The 17,432-nt window shown below is 72.1% G+C and carries 18 protein-coding genes and 1 tRNA gene; 7 read left to right on the top strand and 12 right to left on the bottom strand.

Features of this window, described 5'->3' with window-relative positions; translation table 11 throughout:
• Positions 1-94: 94 nt before the first annotated feature.
• The 8 genes from rplJ to ABGA99_RS33295 form a co-directional block, all read right to left on the bottom strand.
• On the bottom strand, positions 95-649 hold the full coding sequence (gene rplJ / locus ABGA99_RS33330) for a 50S ribosomal protein L10 (protein ID WP_347581116.1): 555 nt from the start codon (positions 647-649) through the stop codon (positions 95-97).
• 317 nt (positions 650-966) lie between these two features.
• Positions 967-1,863: a DUF1396 domain-containing protein gene (locus ABGA99_RS33325; protein ID WP_347584095.1), complete on the bottom strand. Its 897-nt coding sequence runs from the start codon at positions 1,861-1,863 to the stop codon at positions 967-969.
• A gap of 80 nt (positions 1,864-1,943) precedes the next feature.
• Positions 1,944-2,843, bottom strand: coding sequence for a hypothetical protein (locus ABGA99_RS33320; RefSeq protein WP_347581118.1), 900 nt, complete (start codon positions 2,841-2,843; stop codon positions 1,944-1,946).
• Between the two features lie 168 nt (positions 2,844-3,011).
• Positions 3,012-3,728, bottom strand: coding sequence for a 50S ribosomal protein L1 (rplA, locus tag ABGA99_RS33315; protein WP_347581119.1), 717 nt, complete (start codon positions 3,726-3,728; stop codon positions 3,012-3,014).
• Between the two features lie 85 nt (positions 3,729-3,813).
• On the bottom strand, positions 3,814-4,248 hold the full coding sequence (rplK, locus tag ABGA99_RS33310) for a 50S ribosomal protein L11 (protein ID WP_018834878.1): 435 nt from the start codon (positions 4,246-4,248) through the stop codon (positions 3,814-3,816).
• Between the two features lie 177 nt (positions 4,249-4,425).
• Positions 4,426-5,331 (bottom strand): transcription termination/antitermination protein NusG, encoded by a 906-nt coding sequence (gene nusG, locus ABGA99_RS33305; protein ID WP_347584094.1) that lies wholly within the window; start codon positions 5,329-5,331, stop codon positions 4,426-4,428.
• Between the two features lie 87 nt (positions 5,332-5,418).
• The gene (secE, locus tag ABGA99_RS33300) at positions 5,419-5,691 is read right to left on the bottom strand and encodes a preprotein translocase subunit SecE (RefSeq protein WP_347581121.1); all 273 of its coding nucleotides are present in this window, start codon (positions 5,689-5,691) and stop codon (positions 5,419-5,421) included.
• A 105-nt stretch (positions 5,692-5,796) separates the two neighbouring features.
• Positions 5,797-5,869: transfer RNA gene (locus ABGA99_RS33295), tRNA-Trp, on the bottom strand.
• Positions 5,870-6,058: 189 nt separating this feature from the next.
• Here ABGA99_RS33295 and ABGA99_RS33290 point away from each other — a divergent pair.
• Complete coding sequence (locus ABGA99_RS33290) at positions 6,059-7,294, top strand: pyridoxal phosphate-dependent aminotransferase (protein WP_347584093.1); 1,236 nt, start codon at positions 6,059-6,061, stop codon at positions 7,292-7,294.
• Positions 7,295-7,398: 104 nt separating this feature from the next.
• A complete protein-coding gene (locus ABGA99_RS33285) occupies positions 7,399-8,553 on the top strand; it encodes an adenosine deaminase (protein WP_347581123.1) in 1,155 nt (384 codons plus the stop codon).
• Here the strand turns inward: ABGA99_RS33285 and ABGA99_RS33280 are convergent.
• Complete coding sequence (locus ABGA99_RS33280) at positions 8,448-9,098, bottom strand: TetR/AcrR family transcriptional regulator (protein WP_347581124.1); 651 nt, start codon at positions 9,096-9,098, stop codon at positions 8,448-8,450. The genes ABGA99_RS33285 and ABGA99_RS33280 overlap by 106 nt on opposite strands.
• 49 nt (positions 9,099-9,147) lie before the next feature.
• On the opposite strand from ABGA99_RS33280, the gene ABGA99_RS33275 reads away from it, so the two are divergent.
• Positions 9,148-9,891, top strand: coding sequence for an NAD(P)H-binding protein (locus tag ABGA99_RS33275; protein WP_347581125.1), 744 nt, complete (start codon positions 9,148-9,150; stop codon positions 9,889-9,891).
• Positions 9,892-9,906: 15 nt separating this feature from the next.
• On the opposite strand, the gene ABGA99_RS33270 is transcribed toward ABGA99_RS33275, so the two are convergent.
• Both ABGA99_RS33270 and ABGA99_RS33265 read right to left on the bottom strand, forming a co-directional pair.
• Positions 9,907-10,962, bottom strand: coding sequence for a UDP-N-acetylmuramate dehydrogenase (locus ABGA99_RS33270; RefSeq protein ID WP_347581126.1), 1,056 nt, complete (start codon positions 10,960-10,962; stop codon positions 9,907-9,909).
• Between the two features lie 10 nt (positions 10,963-10,972).
• Positions 10,973-11,941, bottom strand: a complete 969-nt coding sequence (locus tag ABGA99_RS33265; RefSeq protein WP_347581127.1) for a nitroreductase/quinone reductase family protein — start codon at positions 11,939-11,941, stop codon at positions 10,973-10,975.
• A gap of 107 nt (positions 11,942-12,048) precedes the next feature.
• Between ABGA99_RS33265 and ABGA99_RS33260 the strand changes: the two genes are divergently transcribed.
• Positions 12,049-12,510 (top strand): MarR family winged helix-turn-helix transcriptional regulator, encoded by a 462-nt coding sequence (locus ABGA99_RS33260; protein WP_347581128.1) that lies wholly within the window; start codon positions 12,049-12,051, stop codon positions 12,508-12,510.
• A 25-nt stretch (positions 12,511-12,535) separates the two neighbouring features.
• On the opposite strand, the gene ABGA99_RS33255 is transcribed toward ABGA99_RS33260, so the two are convergent.
• Complete coding sequence (locus tag ABGA99_RS33255; protein WP_347581173.1) at positions 12,536-13,138, bottom strand: DedA family protein; 603 nt, start codon at positions 13,136-13,138, stop codon at positions 12,536-12,538.
• A 225-nt stretch (positions 13,139-13,363) separates the two neighbouring features.
• On the opposite strand from ABGA99_RS33255, the gene ABGA99_RS33250 reads away from it, so the two are divergent.
• The 3 genes from ABGA99_RS33250 (at position 13,364) to ABGA99_RS33240 (ending at position 17,412) form a co-directional block, all read left to right on the top strand.
• Positions 13,364-14,518 carry a sensor histidine kinase gene (locus tag ABGA99_RS33250; protein ID WP_347581129.1) on the top strand — a complete coding sequence of 385 codons (1,155 nt, stop codon included), beginning with the start codon at positions 13,364-13,366 and terminating at the stop codon, positions 14,516-14,518.
• A complete protein-coding gene (locus ABGA99_RS33245) occupies positions 14,518-15,153 on the top strand; it encodes a response regulator transcription factor (protein ID WP_347581174.1) in 636 nt (211 codons plus the stop codon). The genes ABGA99_RS33250 and ABGA99_RS33245 overlap by 1 nt, the downstream gene beginning before the upstream one ends.
• Positions 15,154-15,300: 147 nt before the next feature.
• A complete protein-coding gene (locus tag ABGA99_RS33240) occupies positions 15,301-17,412 on the top strand; it encodes an esterase-like activity of phytase family protein (protein WP_347581130.1) in 2,112 nt (703 codons plus the stop codon).
• The last annotated feature ends 20 nt before the right edge of the window (positions 17,413-17,432 follow it).

Genomic DNA, 17,432 nt, shown 5'->3' with positions numbered 1-17,432 from the left:
CGGTCCTTCCACTAAGTCGGCTGGTGCCGGTTGTGCTGATGCATCGGTACGGCGGGCGTTCGCGGTGCCCGCTGAGCCACGGGGAGCGCTTCTGCTACTCCGCGGCGTCGGCGGGAGCCGGCGTACCGGCACCGCCCTGCTCGACCTTGTCGCGCAGCGCGTCCGCGGTGCGGACGAACTTCGTGAGCGGGGCCTGGAAGGTCGCCGCGGCCTTCGCCATGGACGCCTTCATGCCACCGGCCAGCTTGGCGAGCAGCACCTCACGGGACTCGAGGTCCGCGAGCGTGTTGATCTCCGCGGCGGTCAGGGCCTTGCCGTCGAGGACACCGCCCTTGATGACGAGCGCGGGGTTGTCCTTGGCGAAGTTACGCAGTCCCTTGGCCGCCTCGACCGGGTCACCGGTCACGAAGGCGACAGCGGTCGAGCCCTGGAGGTGCTCGTCGAGCTGCTCGAGCCCGGCCTCCTTCGCCGCGATCTTGGTCAGCGTGTTCTTCACCACTCGGTACTGCGCGTTCTCGCCGAGAGAACGGCGCAGATCCTTCAGCTGCGCCACGCTCAGTCCGGTGTACGCGGTCACGACGGCCGCGTTGGAGCCACGGAGCTTGTCCGCGATCTCCTTGACGGCCTCGACCTTGTCCGGCGTCGCCATGAGCCTCAGCCTCCTTCCGGGTGATGGGACCGCCCTTCGCATGCACGAGGCCCCTGCACACACGACAAACGCCCCGGCGCAGGCGCACGGGGCGTGACTCGACCGTACGGACCCGGGGGCCCGGCGGGAGGGTCTTCCTCATTCACCTGCGCGGGCCGTCCGCGGTGTACGCGGAACCTTCGGCCACCGCACTCCCCTGCGGGCGTACGGCGGCGGCCAGCGGTCTTTGGCTACGAGGAGGAAGCGTACGGCAGCGGCCGTCCCGCGGGCAAATCGCCCCCGGGACGGCCGGGCCGTACGCGACGTGACGTGCGGTGCTACGCGCCGCCCTCGGCGCCCTCCATGTCCTGCATCATGCCGTTCATGTCCGTCGTCTCGGACGCCGGCGGGGCCTTCACCGTGACGGGCTCGTTGTAGCTGAGGAAGGTCATGGTGGTGTCCAGCGGACCCTCCTTCGTCTCGGCCTGCATGCGGAACTGCTTGGTGTGGTCCTCGCCGTCGATCCACATGTCCATGGTGAACTCGTCGACGCCCTGCTCCGCCATCTCGTCGATCTTCTCCTGGCGGTTCTTCTTCGCCTTCGCGTCCAGGCCCGTCAGCTCCGCGCGGAGGTCGTCGAGGGTGACCGTCCCGGTGTAGCGGGTGGTCTCCACTCCCTCGATCTCCTCCTCGCCGACCTTCTTCAGGTCGTCGGCCGCGTTCATCATCTGGGCTTCCTCGGCGGGGTTGTCGTCCGCCTGCTTCATCTCCAGCAGCGGGTTCCCGCCCTCGCCCCCCTCCGCGTCCGACATGGCGATCTTCAGCCAGGTCTTGCCGCCCATCTGGGCGGCGGCCTCTTCGCCGAGGTTCATGTACATGGCGTCGTCGACGAGACGTATCTCCATCTCGCCGCTCTCGTCGGGGGTCGCCCCGTCGACCGTCATCGTCATCTGCATGGCGGGCGGTTCCATGCTGATCGCCCCCGTGCCCTCCATGACGCCCTCACCCGGCACCTCGCCGGCCATCCGGTACTCGAGGGAGGTGAACTCCTCGGCCTTCTCCGTGGCCTTGCGGACGGCGGCTGCGGGCGTGACGTCGACAGGCTGAGCGGCGTCTCCGCCCTTCCTGCCGCCCGCCTTGCCGTTTCCCTCGTCGTCGCCGCAGGCGGTGAAGGCGGTCAGGGCCAGGGCGGCCGCGCCGAGCGCGGCTCCGCCCCGTACGAACGTCGAGCGCATCGTCATCCTTTCCCTCCGGGTACACGTGTCCCGGGACATGGAAGGGAACACGCTATCGGACCGGGTGAACCGGCCTGCCGCTACTGGATCTCGGTGAAGTCGATGCTCTCCGCCGCCGACGGCTCCTCGACGTTCACGTCGACGCCGTAGTCCGAGTAGTAGACGGTGGTGCTGAACTCGCCGCCCGTCATCTTCCCGGACTCCTCGCGCTTGATCATCAGGTCGTTCTCGTCCACCCAGATGTCGACGGTCTGCGTGGTGACGCCGGAGGCCTCAAGCTGGTCCTCCAGATCGGAAAGCTGCTGCTCGCTCAGCGTCTTGGACGACGCGCGCGCCAGGTCGGAGACGTCGACGGTGCCGGAGTAGTGCGTGGTCTGGACGCCGCGCACGTCCTCCTGGCCGACCTCCTCGACGTCCTCGGAGGCCAGCAGGAGCTTCACGGCCTGCCCCGGGGTGCTGTTCTGCATCTGGTCCTTCATGTAGTCCCCGGACGGGCCCATGAACTCCGACAGGTCGTCGTAGTCGTAGCGGATCCACTTCTTGTCCGGGTACTGGGTCTGGAACGCGCCCTCGACGCCCGCGTAGTAGGCGTCCGGCAGGTAGCGGGCGTCCAGCGTGCCGTCGTCGTCCATCATCTGGATCGAGGAGGCCATCTGACCGTCGGTGTACTTGACGGTGGCGGTGCCGATCGCGCCGTCGGCCCAGTCGAGTTCGCCCTCGTTCTCGGTGGTCATCGCGTCGCCCATGACCATGGTGCTCTCGAACTTCGACGACTCCGCGCCCGTGGTCTTCTCGTCGATCGCCTTCAGCGCGGCCTGGGCGCCCCGTATGGTCCCGCTGCCGCCGTTACCGCCGCCGTCGCCGCCCCCGTTGCCGGAACCGCCGTCACCGCCGCCGGAGTCGGACCCGCAGGCCGCCGCGAATGCGAGCAGCAGCGCCGCCCCCAGAGAGACACCTGCGCGCTTCACGGTCGTGTGCATGGGAATCCCCGCCCCCTCGTGGTGGTCGTTCTCGTACGGACAGGCGTTCTGCCCGTACGGCCAGTGAACACCAGAAACGGGCCGGACCCGGTGCCCCAAGGGCGTTCCGGATCCGACCCGTTGCAGGGCCGTGACAGATGATGCGTGCTCGTCGAACGGGCGTGCCCGTCAGACCGCGGTGTCCTCCGTCAGGAGGTTCCGCACACGCGCGGGGTCCACCGGGATGCCGGGGCCCATCGTCGTGGTGATCGTGGCCTTCTTGATGTAACGGCCCTTGGCGGCCGACGGCTTGAGCCGCAGCACCTCCTCCAGCGCCGCACCGTAGTTCTCCACCAGCTGACGCTCGTCGAACGAGGTCTTGCCGATGATGAAGTGCAGGTTGGAGTGCTTGTCGGTGCGGAACTCGATCTTGCCGCCCTTGATCTCGGTGACGGCCTTCGCCACATCGGGCGTGACCGTGCCGGTCTTCGGGTTCGGCATCAGACCGCGCGGGCCGAGGAACCGGCCGAGGCGGCCGACCTTGCCCATGAGGTCCGGGGTGGCCACGACCGCGTCGAAGTCGAGGCGGCCCTTCTGCACCTCTTCGATCAGCTCGTCGGCGCCGACGATGTCGGCGCCCGCGGCCTCCGCGGCCGCTGCACGGTCACCGGTCGCGAAGACCAGGACCCGGGCGGTCTTGCCGGTGCCGTGCGGGAGGTTCACGGTGCCGCGGACCATCTGGTCGGCCTTGCGCGGGTCGATGCCCAGCCGCATGGCGACCTCGACGGTGCCGTCGAACTTCGTCGCGGACGTCTCCTTGGCGAGGCGGACGGCCTCGAGGGGTGCGTACTGCCGCGTGCGGTCGACCTTGGCGTCGCCGCTGCGGAGTGCCTTGCTGCGCTTCACTGCTGCTCCTGAGGTGTCGGTACGGAGTCGTGGTCCGGGCCGGCGCACGGCCCTGCCACTGGGTGCTGCGGGTGGCGGGGTGCGCTCAGCCCTCGACCGTGACGCCCATGGAGCGGGCGGTGCCGGCGATGATCTTCTCGGCGGCGTCCAGGTCGTTGGCGTTGAGGTCGGCCATCTTGGTGGTGGCGATCTCGCGGACCTGGTCGCGGGTGATCTTCGCGACCTTGGTCTTGTGCGGCTCGCCGGAGCCCTTCTCGACGCCCGCGGCCTTGAGGATCATCTTCGCGGCCGGCGGCGTCTTGGTGATGAAGGTGAACGAACGGTCCTCGTAGACCGTGATCTCCACCGGGATGACCCAGCCGCGCTGCGACTCGGTCGCGGCGTTGTACGCCTTGCAGAACTCCATGATGTTCACGCCGTGCTGGCCCAGCGCGGGGCCGACCGGCGGGGCCGGGTTCGCGGCACCGGCCTGGATCTGGAGCTTGATCAGCCCCGTGACCTTCTTCTTCTTGGGAGGCATGTCTCTCCGGGTCCTTGAATGAGAGGTTTTGCGCCTCGGTCCGGTGATCTGCCGATCGCCCGGACGGAGGCATACCGCACCACGATAGCCGTCTCGGGCACGGGTCCTGAAACCGAGCAGGTCAGAGCGGCTGTGAAGCCCTCTGACCTGGTCGGAAGCGTGGCGGGCGGGATGCCCTCAGTCGTTCTTCTGGATCTGGTCGAAGCTCAGCTCGACCGGGGTCTCCCGGCCGAAGATCTCCACCAGGCCCTTGACCTTCTTCGAGTCGGCGTTGATCTCGTTGATCGTCGCCTGCAGCGTCGCGAACGGGCCGTCGGTGACGGTGACCGAGTCGCCCACGGCGAAGTCGAGCACCTGCACCTCGACCTTGCGGGACGGCGCCGGCTTGCCCTCGGCCTCCGCGGCCTCGCGGGCGGCCTTCTCCTCGGCCTCCGGGGCGAGCATCCGGACGATCTCGTCGAGCGTCAGCGGGTACGGGTCGTAGGCGTTGCCGACGAAGCCGGTGACGCCCGGGGTGTTGCGCACGACGCCCCACGACTCGTTCGTCAGGTCCATCCGCACCAGGACGTAGCCCGGGAGCTTGTTCTGCCGGACGTTCCTGCGCTCGCCGTTCTTGATCTGGACGACCTCTTCCTCGGGCACCTCGGCCTGGTAGATGAAGTCCTCGACGTTCAGGGAGACGGCGCGCTGTTCGAGGTTGGCCTTGACCCGCTTCTCGTAGCCCGCGTAGGTGTGGATCACGTACCACTCGCCGGGCAGGCCGCGCAGGTCCTGGCGCAGCGCCTCGACGGGGTCGACGGCCTCCTCGGCCGGCTCGGCGGCGTCGTCGGTCTCGTCGGGCTTCTCGTCCGCCTCCGCGGCCGCCTCGTCGCCGGCCTCGTCGACGTCTTCCTCGTCGACGGCCTCGGCGTCCTCCGCCTCGTCGGCCGCGCTCTCGGCGTCGTCCTCGGCGTCCTCGGCGTCGTCGCGGCCGGCCTCCGCCGCCGCCGTCTCGGCCGCCTCCACCTGCTCGGCAGGCTCAGCCTGCGCAGCGTCGGCGACCTCGTCGGTCGCGACTGCGTCGTTCAGGTTCGGGTCAGACACGGTAGCTGCTTCTTCCTGGCTCAAAAGGGGATGTGCACATGCAGTCGCCTACCTTACGTACCTTACGGGGCGGCGTACGCGAATCGGTCAGCCGAAGACGTACTGCATGAGTTCGGTGAACCCGAAGTCGATCACCGTCACGATGCCGATCATGACCACCACGAAGATGATCACCACGGTCGTGTACGTCGTGAGCTGATTCCGCGTCGGCCAGACGACCTTGCGCAGCTCCGCGACGATCTGGCGGTAGAAGAGCGCCAGGCGGCCGAACGGGCCCTTCCGGCCGCGCTTGCCGCCGCGGCGAGCGGGTCGCGCGTCGCCTTCGGGGCGGTCAGGCGTCGCGGTGGAGGCTTCCGTCACTCGTCCCTCACCTGGATCCCGGTTCGTTGACCTGCCGCGCCCGGTGGTGCAGCACGGCGGGGCTGCTGTGAACTGCGTACGCACCCCCTGAGGGGATGCGCCTAGCAGGGCCGGAGGGACTTGAACCCCCAACCGCTGGTTTTGGAGACCAGTGCTCTACCAATTGAGCTACGACCCTTTGTGTCATCCCAACCTAACGCATTCCTGCAGGGGCTTCACGAGCGCGTGCAAGATCTGCACCAGGGCTGGCACGGTGGTTGAGTGTACGGGTTTCACGCCCCGCCGTCGAACGAGTACGCCGCGCGCCCCGCGTACGAGCCGTGCAACCCACGTGCCCGGCCCCCCGCCCGTCTGGAACGATGGGCCCATGACCGCTGCAAACACCGCGTCCCAGTCCCCGACCGAACGACGGGTGTCGGCCCGCGTCGGCGCCATCTCCGAGTCCGCGACGCTCGCCGTGGACGCCAAGGCCAAGGCCCTGAAGGCGGCCGGCCGGCCCGTGATCGGCTTCGGCGCCGGCGAGCCCGACTTCGCGACGCCCGACTACATCGTCGAGGCCGCGATCGCAGCGTGCACCAACCCGACGTACCACCGCTACACCCCCGCCGGCGGGCTGCCCGAGCTGAAGACCGCCATCGCCGCGAAGACCGCCCGCGACTCGGGCTACGAGGTGGAGCCCGCCCAGGTGCTCGTCACCAACGGCGGGAAGCAGGCGATCTACGAGTCGTTCGCCGCCCTGCTCGACCCGGGCGACGAGGTCATCGTCCCGACGCCGTACTGGACCACCTACCCCGAGTCGATCCGGCTGGCCGACGGCGTGCCCGTCGACGTCGTCGCCGACGAGACCACGGGCTACCGGGTCTCCGTCGAGCAGCTTGAAGCCGCGCGCACCCCGCGCTCGAAGGTGCTGCTCTTCGTCTCCCCGTCGAACCCGACCGGCGCGGTCTACTCCCGCGAGCAGGTCGAGGCGATCGGCCGCTGGGCGGCGGAGCACGGGCTGTGGGTGCTGACCGACGAGATCTACGAGCACCTGGTGTACGGGACCGCCGAGTTCCACTCGCTGCCGGTGGTCGTGCCGGAGCTGCGCGACAAGTGCGTCGTGGTCAACGGCGTGGCCAAGACGTACGCGATGACCGGCTGGCGGGTCGGCTGGGCCATCGGCCCGAAGGACGTGATCAAGGCCGCGGCGAACCTGCAGTCCCACGCCACCTCCAACGTCTCCAACGTCGCGCAGGCCGCCGCGCTGGCGGCCGTCTCGGGCGACCTGGACGCGGTGGCGAAGATGCGCGAGGCGTTCGACCGGCGGCGCAGGACGATCGTGCGGATGCTGAACGAGATCGAGGGCGTGGAGTGCCCCGAGCCGGAGGGCGCGTTCTACGCGTACCCGTCGGTGAAGGGGCTGCTCGGCAAGGAGATCCGCGGCCGGCGGCCGGCGAACTCGGTGGAGCTGGCCGAGGTGATCCTGGAGGAGGCCGAGGTGGCCGTGGTGCCGGGTGAGGCGTTTGGGACGCCGGGGTATCTGCGGCTGTCGTACGCGCTGGGGGACGAGGACCTGGTCGAGGGCGTCTCGCGGATGCAGAAGCTGCTGGCGGAGGCCGAGTAGGCGCGCACGTGAGCGGGCGGGGCCTGTCCGGACAACAGTCCGGGCAAGCCCTCGTTCGTAGGTGCCGGTGTCGCCGCCCCCCGCGGATGCGGCAAGATCTCTCCATGGAGCACGACCACCGCCCCGTCGCACGAGACGTCCGCCGCCTGCCGAAGGCTCATCTGCACCTGCACTTCACCGGCTCCATGCGCTCCGCCACGCTGATCGAGCTGGCCGGGAAGTACGGCGTGCACCTGCCCGAGGCGCTGAGCAGCGGCGAGCCGCCCAAGCTGCGCGCGACCGACGAGCGCGGCTGGTTCCGCTTCCAGCGGCTGTACGACCTGGCCCGCTCCTGTCTGCGTACGCCCGAGGACATCCAGCGGCTGGTGCGCGAGGCCGCCGAGGAGGACGTCGCGGACGGCTCGGGCTGGCTGGAGATCCAGGTCGACCCCACGTCGTACGCGCCGCGCCTGGGCGGGCTGATCCCGGCGCTGGAGATCATCCTCGACGCGGTCGAGACCACGGCCCGGGACACCGGCCTCGGGATGCGCGTACTGGTCGCCGCGAACCGGATGAAGCACCCGCTCGACGCCCGTACCCTCGCCCGTCTCGCCGTGCGCTACGCGGACCGCGGCGTCGTCGGCTTCGGGCTGTCCAACGACGAGCGCCGCGGCTTCGCCCGCGACTTCGACCGCGCCTTCGCCATCGCCCGCGAGGGCGGCCTGCTGGCCGCCCCGCACGGCGGCGAGCTGGCCGGGCCGACGAGCGTCCGCGACTGCCTGGACGACCTGGACGCGAGCCGCATCGGGCACGGCATCCGCGCCGCCGAGGACCCGCGGCTGCTGTCGCGGCTGGCGGCGGCGGGGGTGACGTGCGAGGTGTGCCCGTCGTCGAACGTCGCCCTGGGGGTGTACGAGCGGCCGGAGGACGTGCCGCTGCGGGCGCTGTGGGACGCGGGGGTGCCGATGGCGCTGGGGGCGGACGACCCGCTGCTGTTCGGGTCGCGGCTGGCGGCGCAGTACGAACTGGCGCGTGCACACCACGGGTTCACGGACGAGGAGCTGGCGGAGCTGGCGCGGCAGTCGGTACGGGCCTCGGTGGCGCCTGAGGACGTGCGGCGGGGCCTGCTGGCCCAGGTGGACGACTGGCTGTCGGGAGAGCCGGAGACCGGCCGTCAGGCGGCCGGCGGGGGCGCCGCCGACGGGGCCGCCGCGGGCGGCGGGGCGAGCGCGGCCCAGAGCGTACGGGACAGCGCCGCGGCGAAGTCGTCCACCGGCTGAACCGCCGCGGGCCCGCCGAAGGCCACGAAGAACGCCCGCTGGAAGCATGCGCCGAGCAGCATCACCGCCGCGGCCCGCGGGTCCGCGTCGGCGCGGATACGGCCGCGCTCGCGCTCCTGTGCCAGATAGGCCGCGAGCGCGTCGCCCGCCTCGTACGGCCCCTTGCGCCCGACCGCGGCGAGCCCTTCGGCGAACCGCGCGAGCAGCCCCGGCTCGACCAGCAGCGCGCCCACCATGGGCAGCATCTCCTGGTAGAAGTCCGCGGCCTTGTGGGCGACGGCCTCCAGACACTCCTCGACGTCGCGCCCGCCCGGGTCCTCTGCCAGCTCGGTGAGGAGCGCGCCGAGGCGGGGCAGCCGCTCGAAGAGGACGCGCAGGAAGATGTCCTCCTTGTTGACGAAGTGCTTGTAGAGCAGCGCCTCCGAGCAGCCCGCCTCGCGCGCGATCTCCTTGGTCGTCGCGTGCACGAACCCGGCGGTGCGGATGAGGCGCTCCGCGGCGTCGACGATGCGCTCCGGAGCCGGCCTTGACGGCGAGGTGGGCATTCACTCACCCTAACAGGGGGTGGGTGAGCACCCACTTACGGGAGGGACCATGAAGCTCACGGTCTTGGGCGCGTCCGGCCTGACCGGCCGGGAGGTCGTCCGGCAGGCGCTGGCCGCCGGGCACGAGGTGACGGCAGTGGTGCGCAAGGGGGCACGGAGCCTGGCCGCAGGGCCCGGTGCGGACTCCGGGGACGGCGCGGCATCGGAGGGGAAGGGCCGTGGCGGCGCGGCGGGCGGTGCGCGCCGGGCCGGACCCGGCGGCGGGCGCGGGCGGCTGACGGTGACGACCGTCGAGGACCTGACGAACCCCGCGGCCCTCGGTCCCGTCGTCAGGGGCCGCGACGCGCTGCTGTTCTGCCCCGGCCTGTCGGGCGGCGGGAGGCCCACGGGCCGCCTCGGCGCCGCTGCGCACGCGCTCGTACGGGCCGCGCGGGCGGCGGGCGTACGGCGGCTGCTGGTCGTCAGTACGGCGCCGGTCGGACCGCCGGCGCCGGACGAGGGAGTGCTGGGGCGGGCGGTGTCGCCGGTGCTGCGGACGGTCTTCAAGGACGTGTACGCCGAGGCCGCCGCGATGGAGTCGGAGATGGCGCACAGCGGACTTGACTGGACGGTGCTGCGGCCGGGCAAGCTGACGAACCGGCGGGGTAAGGGGCGCTACCGGCGCCGGGTCGGCGGCAACGTCCCCGGCACGGGGACGCTGGCGCGGGCGGACCTGGCGCGGGCGGTGCTCGACCTGATGGACGACCCGGCGGCGCGGGGGCGGACGGTGGGGCTGGGGTCGGCGCGGGGCTGAGGCCCCGTACCGCCGCTACAGCCTGACGCCGACCGTCACCGGCTCGTTGACCAGCGTGACGCCGAAGGCGTCCCGTACGCCGTCGCGCACCTCGCGGGCGAGCGCGAGCAGGTCTTCGGTGGTCGCCGAGCCGCGGTTGGTCAGGGCCAGGGTGTGCTTGGTGGAGATACGGGCCGGGCCCGTGCCGTAGCCGCGGGTGAAGCCGGCGTGGTCGATGAGCCAGGCCGCGGACGTCTTCGTCAGCCCCTCCCCCGCCGGGAACGCCGGCGGGCGCGCGTCGGGGCCGAGACGGCCGGCGACGCGGTCGAGGAAGGCGGCGTGGGCCTGCTCGTCGAGGATCGGGTTGGTGAAGAACGAGCCGGCCGACCACGTGTCGTGGTCCTCCGGGTCGAGCACCATGCCCTTGCCGGCGCGCAGCTTCAGCACGGCGTCACGCGCCTGCGCGGCCGGCACCCGCTCGCCGGGCGCGACGCCGAGCATGCGCGCCGCCTCCCCGTACCGGATGGGCGCGGAAAGCCCGCCCTCGTCGGCGAGCCGGAAGCGGACGCGCAGCACGACGAAGCGGTCGGGATCGGCCTTGAAGCGGCTGTGCCGGTACGAGAAGCCGCAGTCGGCGCCGGGGACGGTGACGGTCTCGCCGGTGGTGCGGTCGTACGCGACGACCTCGGTGATCGTCTCCGCGACCTCCTGGCCGTACGCACCGACGTTCTGGATCGGCGTCGCCCCGGCCGAGCCGGGGATGCCGGCCAGGCACTCGACGCCGGCGAGTCCGGCGTCGACGGTGCGGGCGACGGCGTCGGACCAGTTCTCGCCGGCGGCCAGTTCGAGCGCGGTGCCGTCGAGGGCGAAGCCGGCGGTGGCGATGCGCAGCGCGGTGCCGGGGAAGCCGGCGTCGGAGACGACCAGGTTGCTGCCGCCGCCGACGATCAGCAGCGGGGTCCCGGCGGCGTCGGCCGCGCGCACGGCGTCGACCACCTCGGCGTCGGTCGTGGCGGTGACGAGCCGGGCGGCGGGGCCGCCGAGGCGGAGGGTGGTCAGCGGGGCGAGGGGGGCGTCGTGGCGTACCTGCACGGGGCCAAGGTTACGGGCCGGAGCCGGCACCGCGGGTAGCCGGTGCCGGGACGCCGAGGGCGGGGAGCAGTTCGCGCTCCTCGTAGGTGAAGTGTGCGTCGAGGCGGGCGGCGAGGGCGTGGAGCTCGGCGCGGACGGGGGCGGTCTGCGCGTGGTGGGAGGCGGGAGCCGCCGCGGGCGGCAGGGTGGCGGCGAGGTCGCGTACGCGCTCCAGCATCGCGGTGACCGCGCGGTGCTCGTCGCGGATGCGGGCGACGGCGGGGGCGAGAGCGGGAAACTGCCGCTCCATGGCGCCGAGGTGGCCGTCCTCCGCGCCGTGGTGGTCTTCGAGGGAGGCGCAGTAGGCGAGGCAGTGGCGGCGGAGGTCGCGGAGGGCGGGCGCGGCGGGCGAGGGGCCGGTGGGGCTTTCGGGGCCCGCGGGGCCGGCCTCGGCGGCGGCCAGCACCCCGGCCAGCTCGCGGCGCAGCTCGTCGTGCGCCCGGAGCAGTTGCTCCGCTGCGGCCCGGCGGCGCTGCGGGTCGGCGAAGAGGTTGGGGTGCAGGGCGACGACGGGGATGGTGCGGGCGGTGCCGCGCTCGTACGCGGCGAAGGCGGGGTCGAGGCCGGCCTGCACCGCGTACACCCGGTCGCGTTCCGCGGCGGGCAGCGGGACCGCGTCGGCCTCGTACGCCACGGTGCCGCCGGGGGCGTCGGCGTCGCGGATCTCGACGGTGACGCGGGGGTGGGCGAGGAGGTTGTGGTACCAGGCGGGGTGGTGGTCGGCGCCGCCGTTGGAGCCGAAGACGAGCAGGCGGGCACCGTCGCGGAGGTAGACGACGGGGTTGGTGCGGCGGGTGCCGCTGCGGGCCCCGGTGGTGGTGAGGAGCACGAGGGGTGCGCCCTCGAACATGCCGCCGACGCGGCCGCCGTTCGCCCGGAACTCCTCGATGACCCGCCGGTTGAACTCCGCCGGGCTCGGCTGCTGCTGCTCGGTCGTCACGGGGACCGCCTCTCGCGCTCGCGGGTAGCATCGCGCTCACGCCGTAGAAGATTTTGCTTTTAAAGCAAAGATGCTTTGAGCGCAAAGCTAAAGAGGGGAGCGCCGCGGTGTCAACCGCCGGGCCGGACGTCGACGACGCCATCCGTACGCTGCTGCTGCTCATGCCGCGCATGGTCGGGCGCGCGAAACGGCTGCCGGTCCCCGGCGAGCTGCGCTCCCTCGCGCTCGCCCCGCGGCACCTCTCCCTCCTCGCCTATCTGCTCTTCGACGGCGAGTCGAGCGTCAACGAGCTGGCCGAGCGGCTGGAGGTGGCCCCGACGACGGTGAGCCTCATGGTCGGCGAGCTGAGCCGCAAGGGCGTCCTGGAGCGGCGCGAGGACCCGGCGGACCGGCGGCGGAAGCTGGTCAGCATCACGGCGGAGCGCCGCCCGGCGATCGACGGGTGGCTGGGGCGGAGCGCGGCGGCGTGGCGGGAGGCGCTGGGGCCGCTGACGGCGGACGAGCGGCGAACGTTCGTGGAGACGCTGGCGGCGTACGAGCGGCACCTGGGCGAGGGCGAGCAGCCCTAGCGGGGCTACGCGCGAGTGGGCGGGGCTACGCGCGCCGGCGCGGGGCGCGGTGGCGGCCGCGGCCGGCGGCCACGGCCCGTACGGCCAGGAACACCACCGCGGCCAGGGCCACGACGCCCAGGACCACCTTCGAGTACACGCCGACCAGGTCGCTGATCTCGTGCCAGCGCGAACCCAGCCAGTAGCCCGCGAGCACGAACACCGTGTTCCACAGGGCGCTGCCCGCGGCCGTGAGGCCGAGGAAGACCGGCACCGGCATCCGTTCGACGCCCGCGGGCACCGATATGAGGCTGCGGAAGATCGGGATCATGCGGCCGAAGAACACCGCCTTCGTGCCGTGCCGGGCGAACCACGCCTCCGTACGCTCGATGTCGCGCACCTTCAGCAGCGGCAGCTTCGCCGCCAGCGCGACGGTCCGCTCGCGGCCGAGGAGCGCGCCGACCCAGTACAGCGCGAGGGCGCCGACGACGGAGCCGACGGTGGTCCAGACGAGGACCGCCACCAGGTTCAACCCGCCCTGGTTGGCCGTGAATCCGGCGAGCGGGAGGATGACCTCGCTGGGCAGCGGCGGGAAGAGGTTCTCCAGCGCGATGGCCAGCCCGGCCCCCGGCGCCCCGAGATCCTCCATGAGCCCGGCGGCCCACCCCGCGACGCCGCCGCTGGGCGCTTCTCCGGCAGCGATTCCGATCATGGCGATGACGTTACGTGGCCCCTCCGACAACCGGAATCCGGGGTCCCACCCAAGCCCGTACGGAAAACCACACCCCCCGGGCTGTGCCGGACCGCACACCGGAGATTCGTGCGGAAAGCCGCAGTGCGCCCCTCCCCCGCCCGCGGTTAGCGTGATCGCATCATGCGTCCGATCCTGCTCCGCCGCCTGCGTACCGCGGCCGGGGTCCTCACCGGCGGCCTCACCGCCCTCGCCGAGCTGCCGCTGGTCGCCCTGTGCGGCCTGTGGCTCCTCGCCACGTGGCCGTGGCAGGCCGCCGCCGGCGGCGCCCCGCGCGGGACGCGCCTCCCGTACGAGGCCGCCGCCCGCCTGGCGACGGCGGAGCGCAGACGCATGACGTACTTCTACGGCAGCGAACTCGCCCCGCCCCGCGCCACCCCCCGCGCGCTGCAGTACCTCGCGCTGCGCTGGGGCGTCGGCGCGCTCGGGGGCGCGGTGCTGCTGACGGCGCTGATCGGCGCGTTGTACGGCTCGACGCTGTTGTGGATCTGGTTCGTCGCGAGGGACGCCAACCCCTTCGTGATGCTCGCCTCCGGTCTGGGCGGCCTGTTTCTTCTGTTCCTCTCCATCCAGGGCATCGACGGTGTCGCCGCCCTCGACAACCACCTCGCCCACCGCTTCCTCGGCCCCAGCCCCGCCGACCTCCTTGAGCGCCGCATCGGCGAACTCGCCGCCACCCGCGCCGGCATCGTGGCCGCCGTACACGACGAGCGCCGCCGCATCGAACGCGACCTCCACGACGGCGTACAGCAGCGCCTCGTCGTCCTCGGCCTGCTCCTGGGCCGCGCCCGGCGCACCGGGGCCGCCGACCCGGACAAGGCACGGGACCTGCTCCGCCAGGCCCACGAACAGTCCCAACTGGCGCTCACCGACCTGCGCGAGGTCGCCTGGCACGTCTACCCCGCGGCGCTGGACGACACGGGCCTGCACGCGGCGCTGGAGGCGCTGGCGGAGCGCTCGGAGCTGCCCGTACGCATCGACTACGCGCTCGCCGACCCGCTGCCGGAAGCGGTGCGTACGGTCGCGTACTTCACGGTCTCCGAGGCCGTCACGAACGCGATCAAGCACGCGTCCGCCACGCTGGTGACCGTACGGCTGACGCGGGATGCGACGATGGCGCGCGTGAGCATCGAGGACGACGGCACCGGCGGCGCGAACCCGTCGGGCGGCGGCCTCCTGGGCCTCGCCCGCCGCGTCGCCGCACTCGACGGCCGGCTCACCGTCTCCAGCCCGCCCGGCGGGCCCACCACCGTCACCGCGGAGCTGCCGTGCGCGTAGTGCTGGCCGACGACTCGACGCTGCTCCGCGAGGGCCTCGCCCGCCTCCTCACCGACGAGGGCCACGACGTCACCGCCGCCGTCGGCGACGCTCCGGCCCTGGTCGCGGCCGTCGCCGCCGACCCCCCGGACGTCGCGGTCGTCGACGTCCGCATGCCCCCGGGCCACTCCGACGACGGCCTGCGCGCGGCACTGGAGATCCGCGAACGGTGGCCGGAGACGGGGGTGCTGGTGCTGTCGCAGTACGTCGAGCGGCGCTACGCGGCGGAGTTGGTCACCGGCAGCACGGGCGGCGTCGGCTACCTGCTGAAGGACCGCGTGGTGCAGGTGGACGAGTTCCTCGACGCCCTGGACCGCGTGGCCGCGGGCGGCACGGCCCTCGACCCCGAGGTCGTACGCCGCCTCCTGGCACACAGCACCCGCACGGACCCCCTGGACCGCCTGACCCCGCGCGAACGCGAGGTCCTGGACCGCATGGCCCAGGGCCATACCAACGCCACGATCGCCACCCGCCTCCACGTCTCGCAGAGCGCGGTGGAAAAGCACGTCAACGCGATCTTCGACAAGCTCGACCTGGGCCACACCGAGGGCTACAGCCGCCGGGTCCTGGCGATCCTGCGCTACCTGGAGCCGTGACCCGCCCCACGGGGTGGTCGACGAAAGACGTCGCGGACGGCGCGAGTCGCACATTGCGATGTGCGACCATTCAGGTACACCCTGTGACGCAGCGGCACTACGGTACCGGCCGGCGAGCGAAAGTCCGCCGGCCGGCAGGGGGATCCCATGCACATCAAGATCACGGCACAGGGCGGGCCGGAGGGCGAGGAGGAGCTGCGCTCCTTACGCAGGCATCTGGAGGACGACCCGGCCATCCCGCTGAGCCCCACTATGGGACTCAGCCTGGAGGCCATCGAGTTCGTCACCGGAAGCTCCTTCGACCTCGCCAACCTGGTCCTGGCGCTGTCCGCCTGGCGGGCATCGCGCCCGGTGAGTTCGACTCTGGAGGTGCAGCAGGACGAGCGCACCGTCCAACTCTCCCCGCAGGCACTCGCCAACCCCCAGACGACCGACGCGGCCCTGCGCCCCCGGCTGCCGCTGCCCCACCTCTCGTACGCCGTGCTGATCGGTGTCGCCGACCACACCCCCGAGAGCGGCCTCCGCTCCCTGCGGGCCGTGGACCGCGGCTGCCTGGAGCTGCGGGACGTACTGGGCGACGCCCGGATCTGGGGCCTGCCGACCAGTCGGTGCCAGATCGTCCGCCCGCAGAACCGCGCGCAGCTCCTGGACCCGGTGGCCCACGCCGCGCGGCAAGCATCGGACTGCCTGGTCGTCTACTGGGCGGGCCACGGCCTGACCCACGACGGCGCGCTCCATCTGACCCTGCCCGACAGCCGCGAGGCCGACATCCCGGGCACCGCGGTTCCGTTCACCGACCTGCTCCGGCGGCTCGGCGCCGCCCCCGACCCGCCGTCCCGGACGATCGTCATCCTGGACTGCTGCCAGGGCAGTGTCGCCTTCGATGCCGTACGAAGGGAGGTCGAAGCCGCCGAGCTGCGCGACATCTACGTACTGGCGGCCTCGCCCCCCGGCGGAGACGCGGTCGGCACCACCGGCACCGGTCTCACCGCGTTCACCCAGGCCCTGGTCGAAAGCGTCCGGGCCGGTATCGGCAACCGCCAGGACTTCCTGACCCCGAACGACATCGCCGCGGAGCTGCGCCGGATCGTTCCCGGCCAGGGCGGCCCCGCACCGCACACCCTGGACCCGCACACGGTCGGCAGCCGGCCCTTCGTCCGGAACCTCCGTGCCAAGCCGGGCACCGCGCACTCCTCCTGGCCCCGCCGGCACTCCAGGGCCCTGACGGCCTCGGCGGTCGCCCTCGCGATCATCAGCGCCGCGGGGGTCTGGAAGGGCTCCTCCGGCACCGGCACCACCGGCCCCTGCTCGGAAAAGGTCGGTCTGCTGGGCTACTCCGACGCCCTGGACACCCTCGCGGACCCCACGCCGGTCCAAGGGCTCTCGGCCCTCGCCGTCACCGGGGACCGCAGCCTCCTGGCCCTGGGGGACAACCGCCCTCCCCGCCTCCACTCCCTGACTCTCGACGCCGAGCGAGTCGTCCCCGCGGCCGGACACGCCACGATCCTGCACCCCCGGGACGACAAGCTCTCCGCCGCCGACATCGACGGCGAGGGGATGGCGGTGGACGGGAAGAACGTCCTGATCAGCTCGGAGGCAGGGCCGTCGATCCGGTCGTACCGACTCAGCGACGGCGTGCAGAACGGAGAGATCCACCTGCCGAAGGCCTTCGACGCATCCAGCCCCGCACGGCGGCTGGAATCCCTGAGCGTGAGCGAGGACCGCACCCGGTTGTACGCGGGGATGGAAGGGCCGCTGCACGCCGACGGCGAGGCGGCGGGCCGCAGCCAGGTACGGATCCTGCGCTACACCCGTTCTCCGGGCGGAGAGTTCGGCGCCAAGCCCCAGCAGTACGCGTACAAGACCGAATACGGTCTCTTCCTCACCGAGCTGATCGCCCTCGGCGGCGACCGGCTGCTCGCGCTGGAGCGCGGCTACATGCCGGAGGGCAATTCGGTCCACCTTTTCCTGCTCTCGCTGGCGAAGAAACCGGACATCAGCGGAACGAAGTCGATCTCCGACATCACCGAGGACTCCTGGGTGCAGAAGACGCCGCTGGCCAATCTGGTGCACTGCCCCACCGCAGGAGCACCTCACAAGCAGCCGCAGCTCAATCCCCTGCTGGACAACATCGAGGGCATGGCCCTGGGCGAGCACCTGCCGGACGGCCGCCGCGCCCTCTACCTGGTCAGCGACAACAACGCCAACACGGAGACCCAGACGACCAGGTTCTACAAGATGAGCGTGGACCTGTCCTGACGTCCCGAGACTCCCGGAGG

This window comes from Streptomyces sp. B5E4 (genome assembly GCF_039871555.1).
Classification (GTDB): domain Bacteria; phylum Actinomycetota; class Actinomycetes; order Streptomycetales; family Streptomycetaceae; genus Streptomyces.
The sequence above is the reverse complement of the archived record's forward strand: the minus strand, read 5'-3'. Positions and strand labels throughout refer to the sequence as shown.

Bases quoted from the DNA above. Each gene is read 5' to 3' on its own strand.
- ABGA99_RS33290 (WP_347584093.1), top strand. From the start codon at position 6,059: ATGACCGCTGCAAACACCGCGTCCCAGTCCCCGACCGAACGACGGGTG.
- ABGA99_RS33285 (WP_347581123.1), top strand. From the start codon at position 7,399: ATGGAGCACGACCACCGCCCCGTCGCACGAGACGTCCGCCGCCTGCCG.
- ABGA99_RS33255 (WP_347581173.1), bottom strand. From the start codon at position 13,138: ATGGAGGATCTCGGGGCGCCGGGGGCCGGGCTGGCCATCGCGCTGGAG.
- ABGA99_RS33325 (WP_347584095.1), bottom strand. From the start codon at position 1,863: ATGCGCTCGACGTTCGTACGGGGCGGAGCCGCGCTCGGCGCGGCCGCC.
- ABGA99_RS33280 (WP_347581124.1), bottom strand. From the start codon at position 9,098: ATGCCCACCTCGCCGTCAAGGCCGGCTCCGGAGCGCATCGTCGACGCC.
- ABGA99_RS33275 (WP_347581125.1), top strand. From the start codon at position 9,148: ATGAAGCTCACGGTCTTGGGCGCGTCCGGCCTGACCGGCCGGGAGGTC.
- ABGA99_RS33250 (WP_347581129.1), top strand. From the start codon at position 13,364: ATGCGTCCGATCCTGCTCCGCCGCCTGCGTACCGCGGCCGGGGTCCTC.
- rplK (WP_018834878.1), bottom strand. From the start codon at position 4,248: ATGCCTCCCAAGAAGAAGAAGGTCACGGGGCTGATCAAGCTCCAGATC.
- ABGA99_RS33320 (WP_347581118.1), bottom strand. From the start codon at position 2,843: ATGCACACGACCGTGAAGCGCGCAGGTGTCTCTCTGGGGGCGGCGCTG.
- rplJ (WP_347581116.1), bottom strand. From the start codon at position 649: ATGGCGACGCCGGACAAGGTCGAGGCCGTCAAGGAGATCGCGGACAAG.
- ABGA99_RS33240 (WP_347581130.1), top strand. From the start codon at position 15,301: ATGCACATCAAGATCACGGCACAGGGCGGGCCGGAGGGCGAGGAGGAG.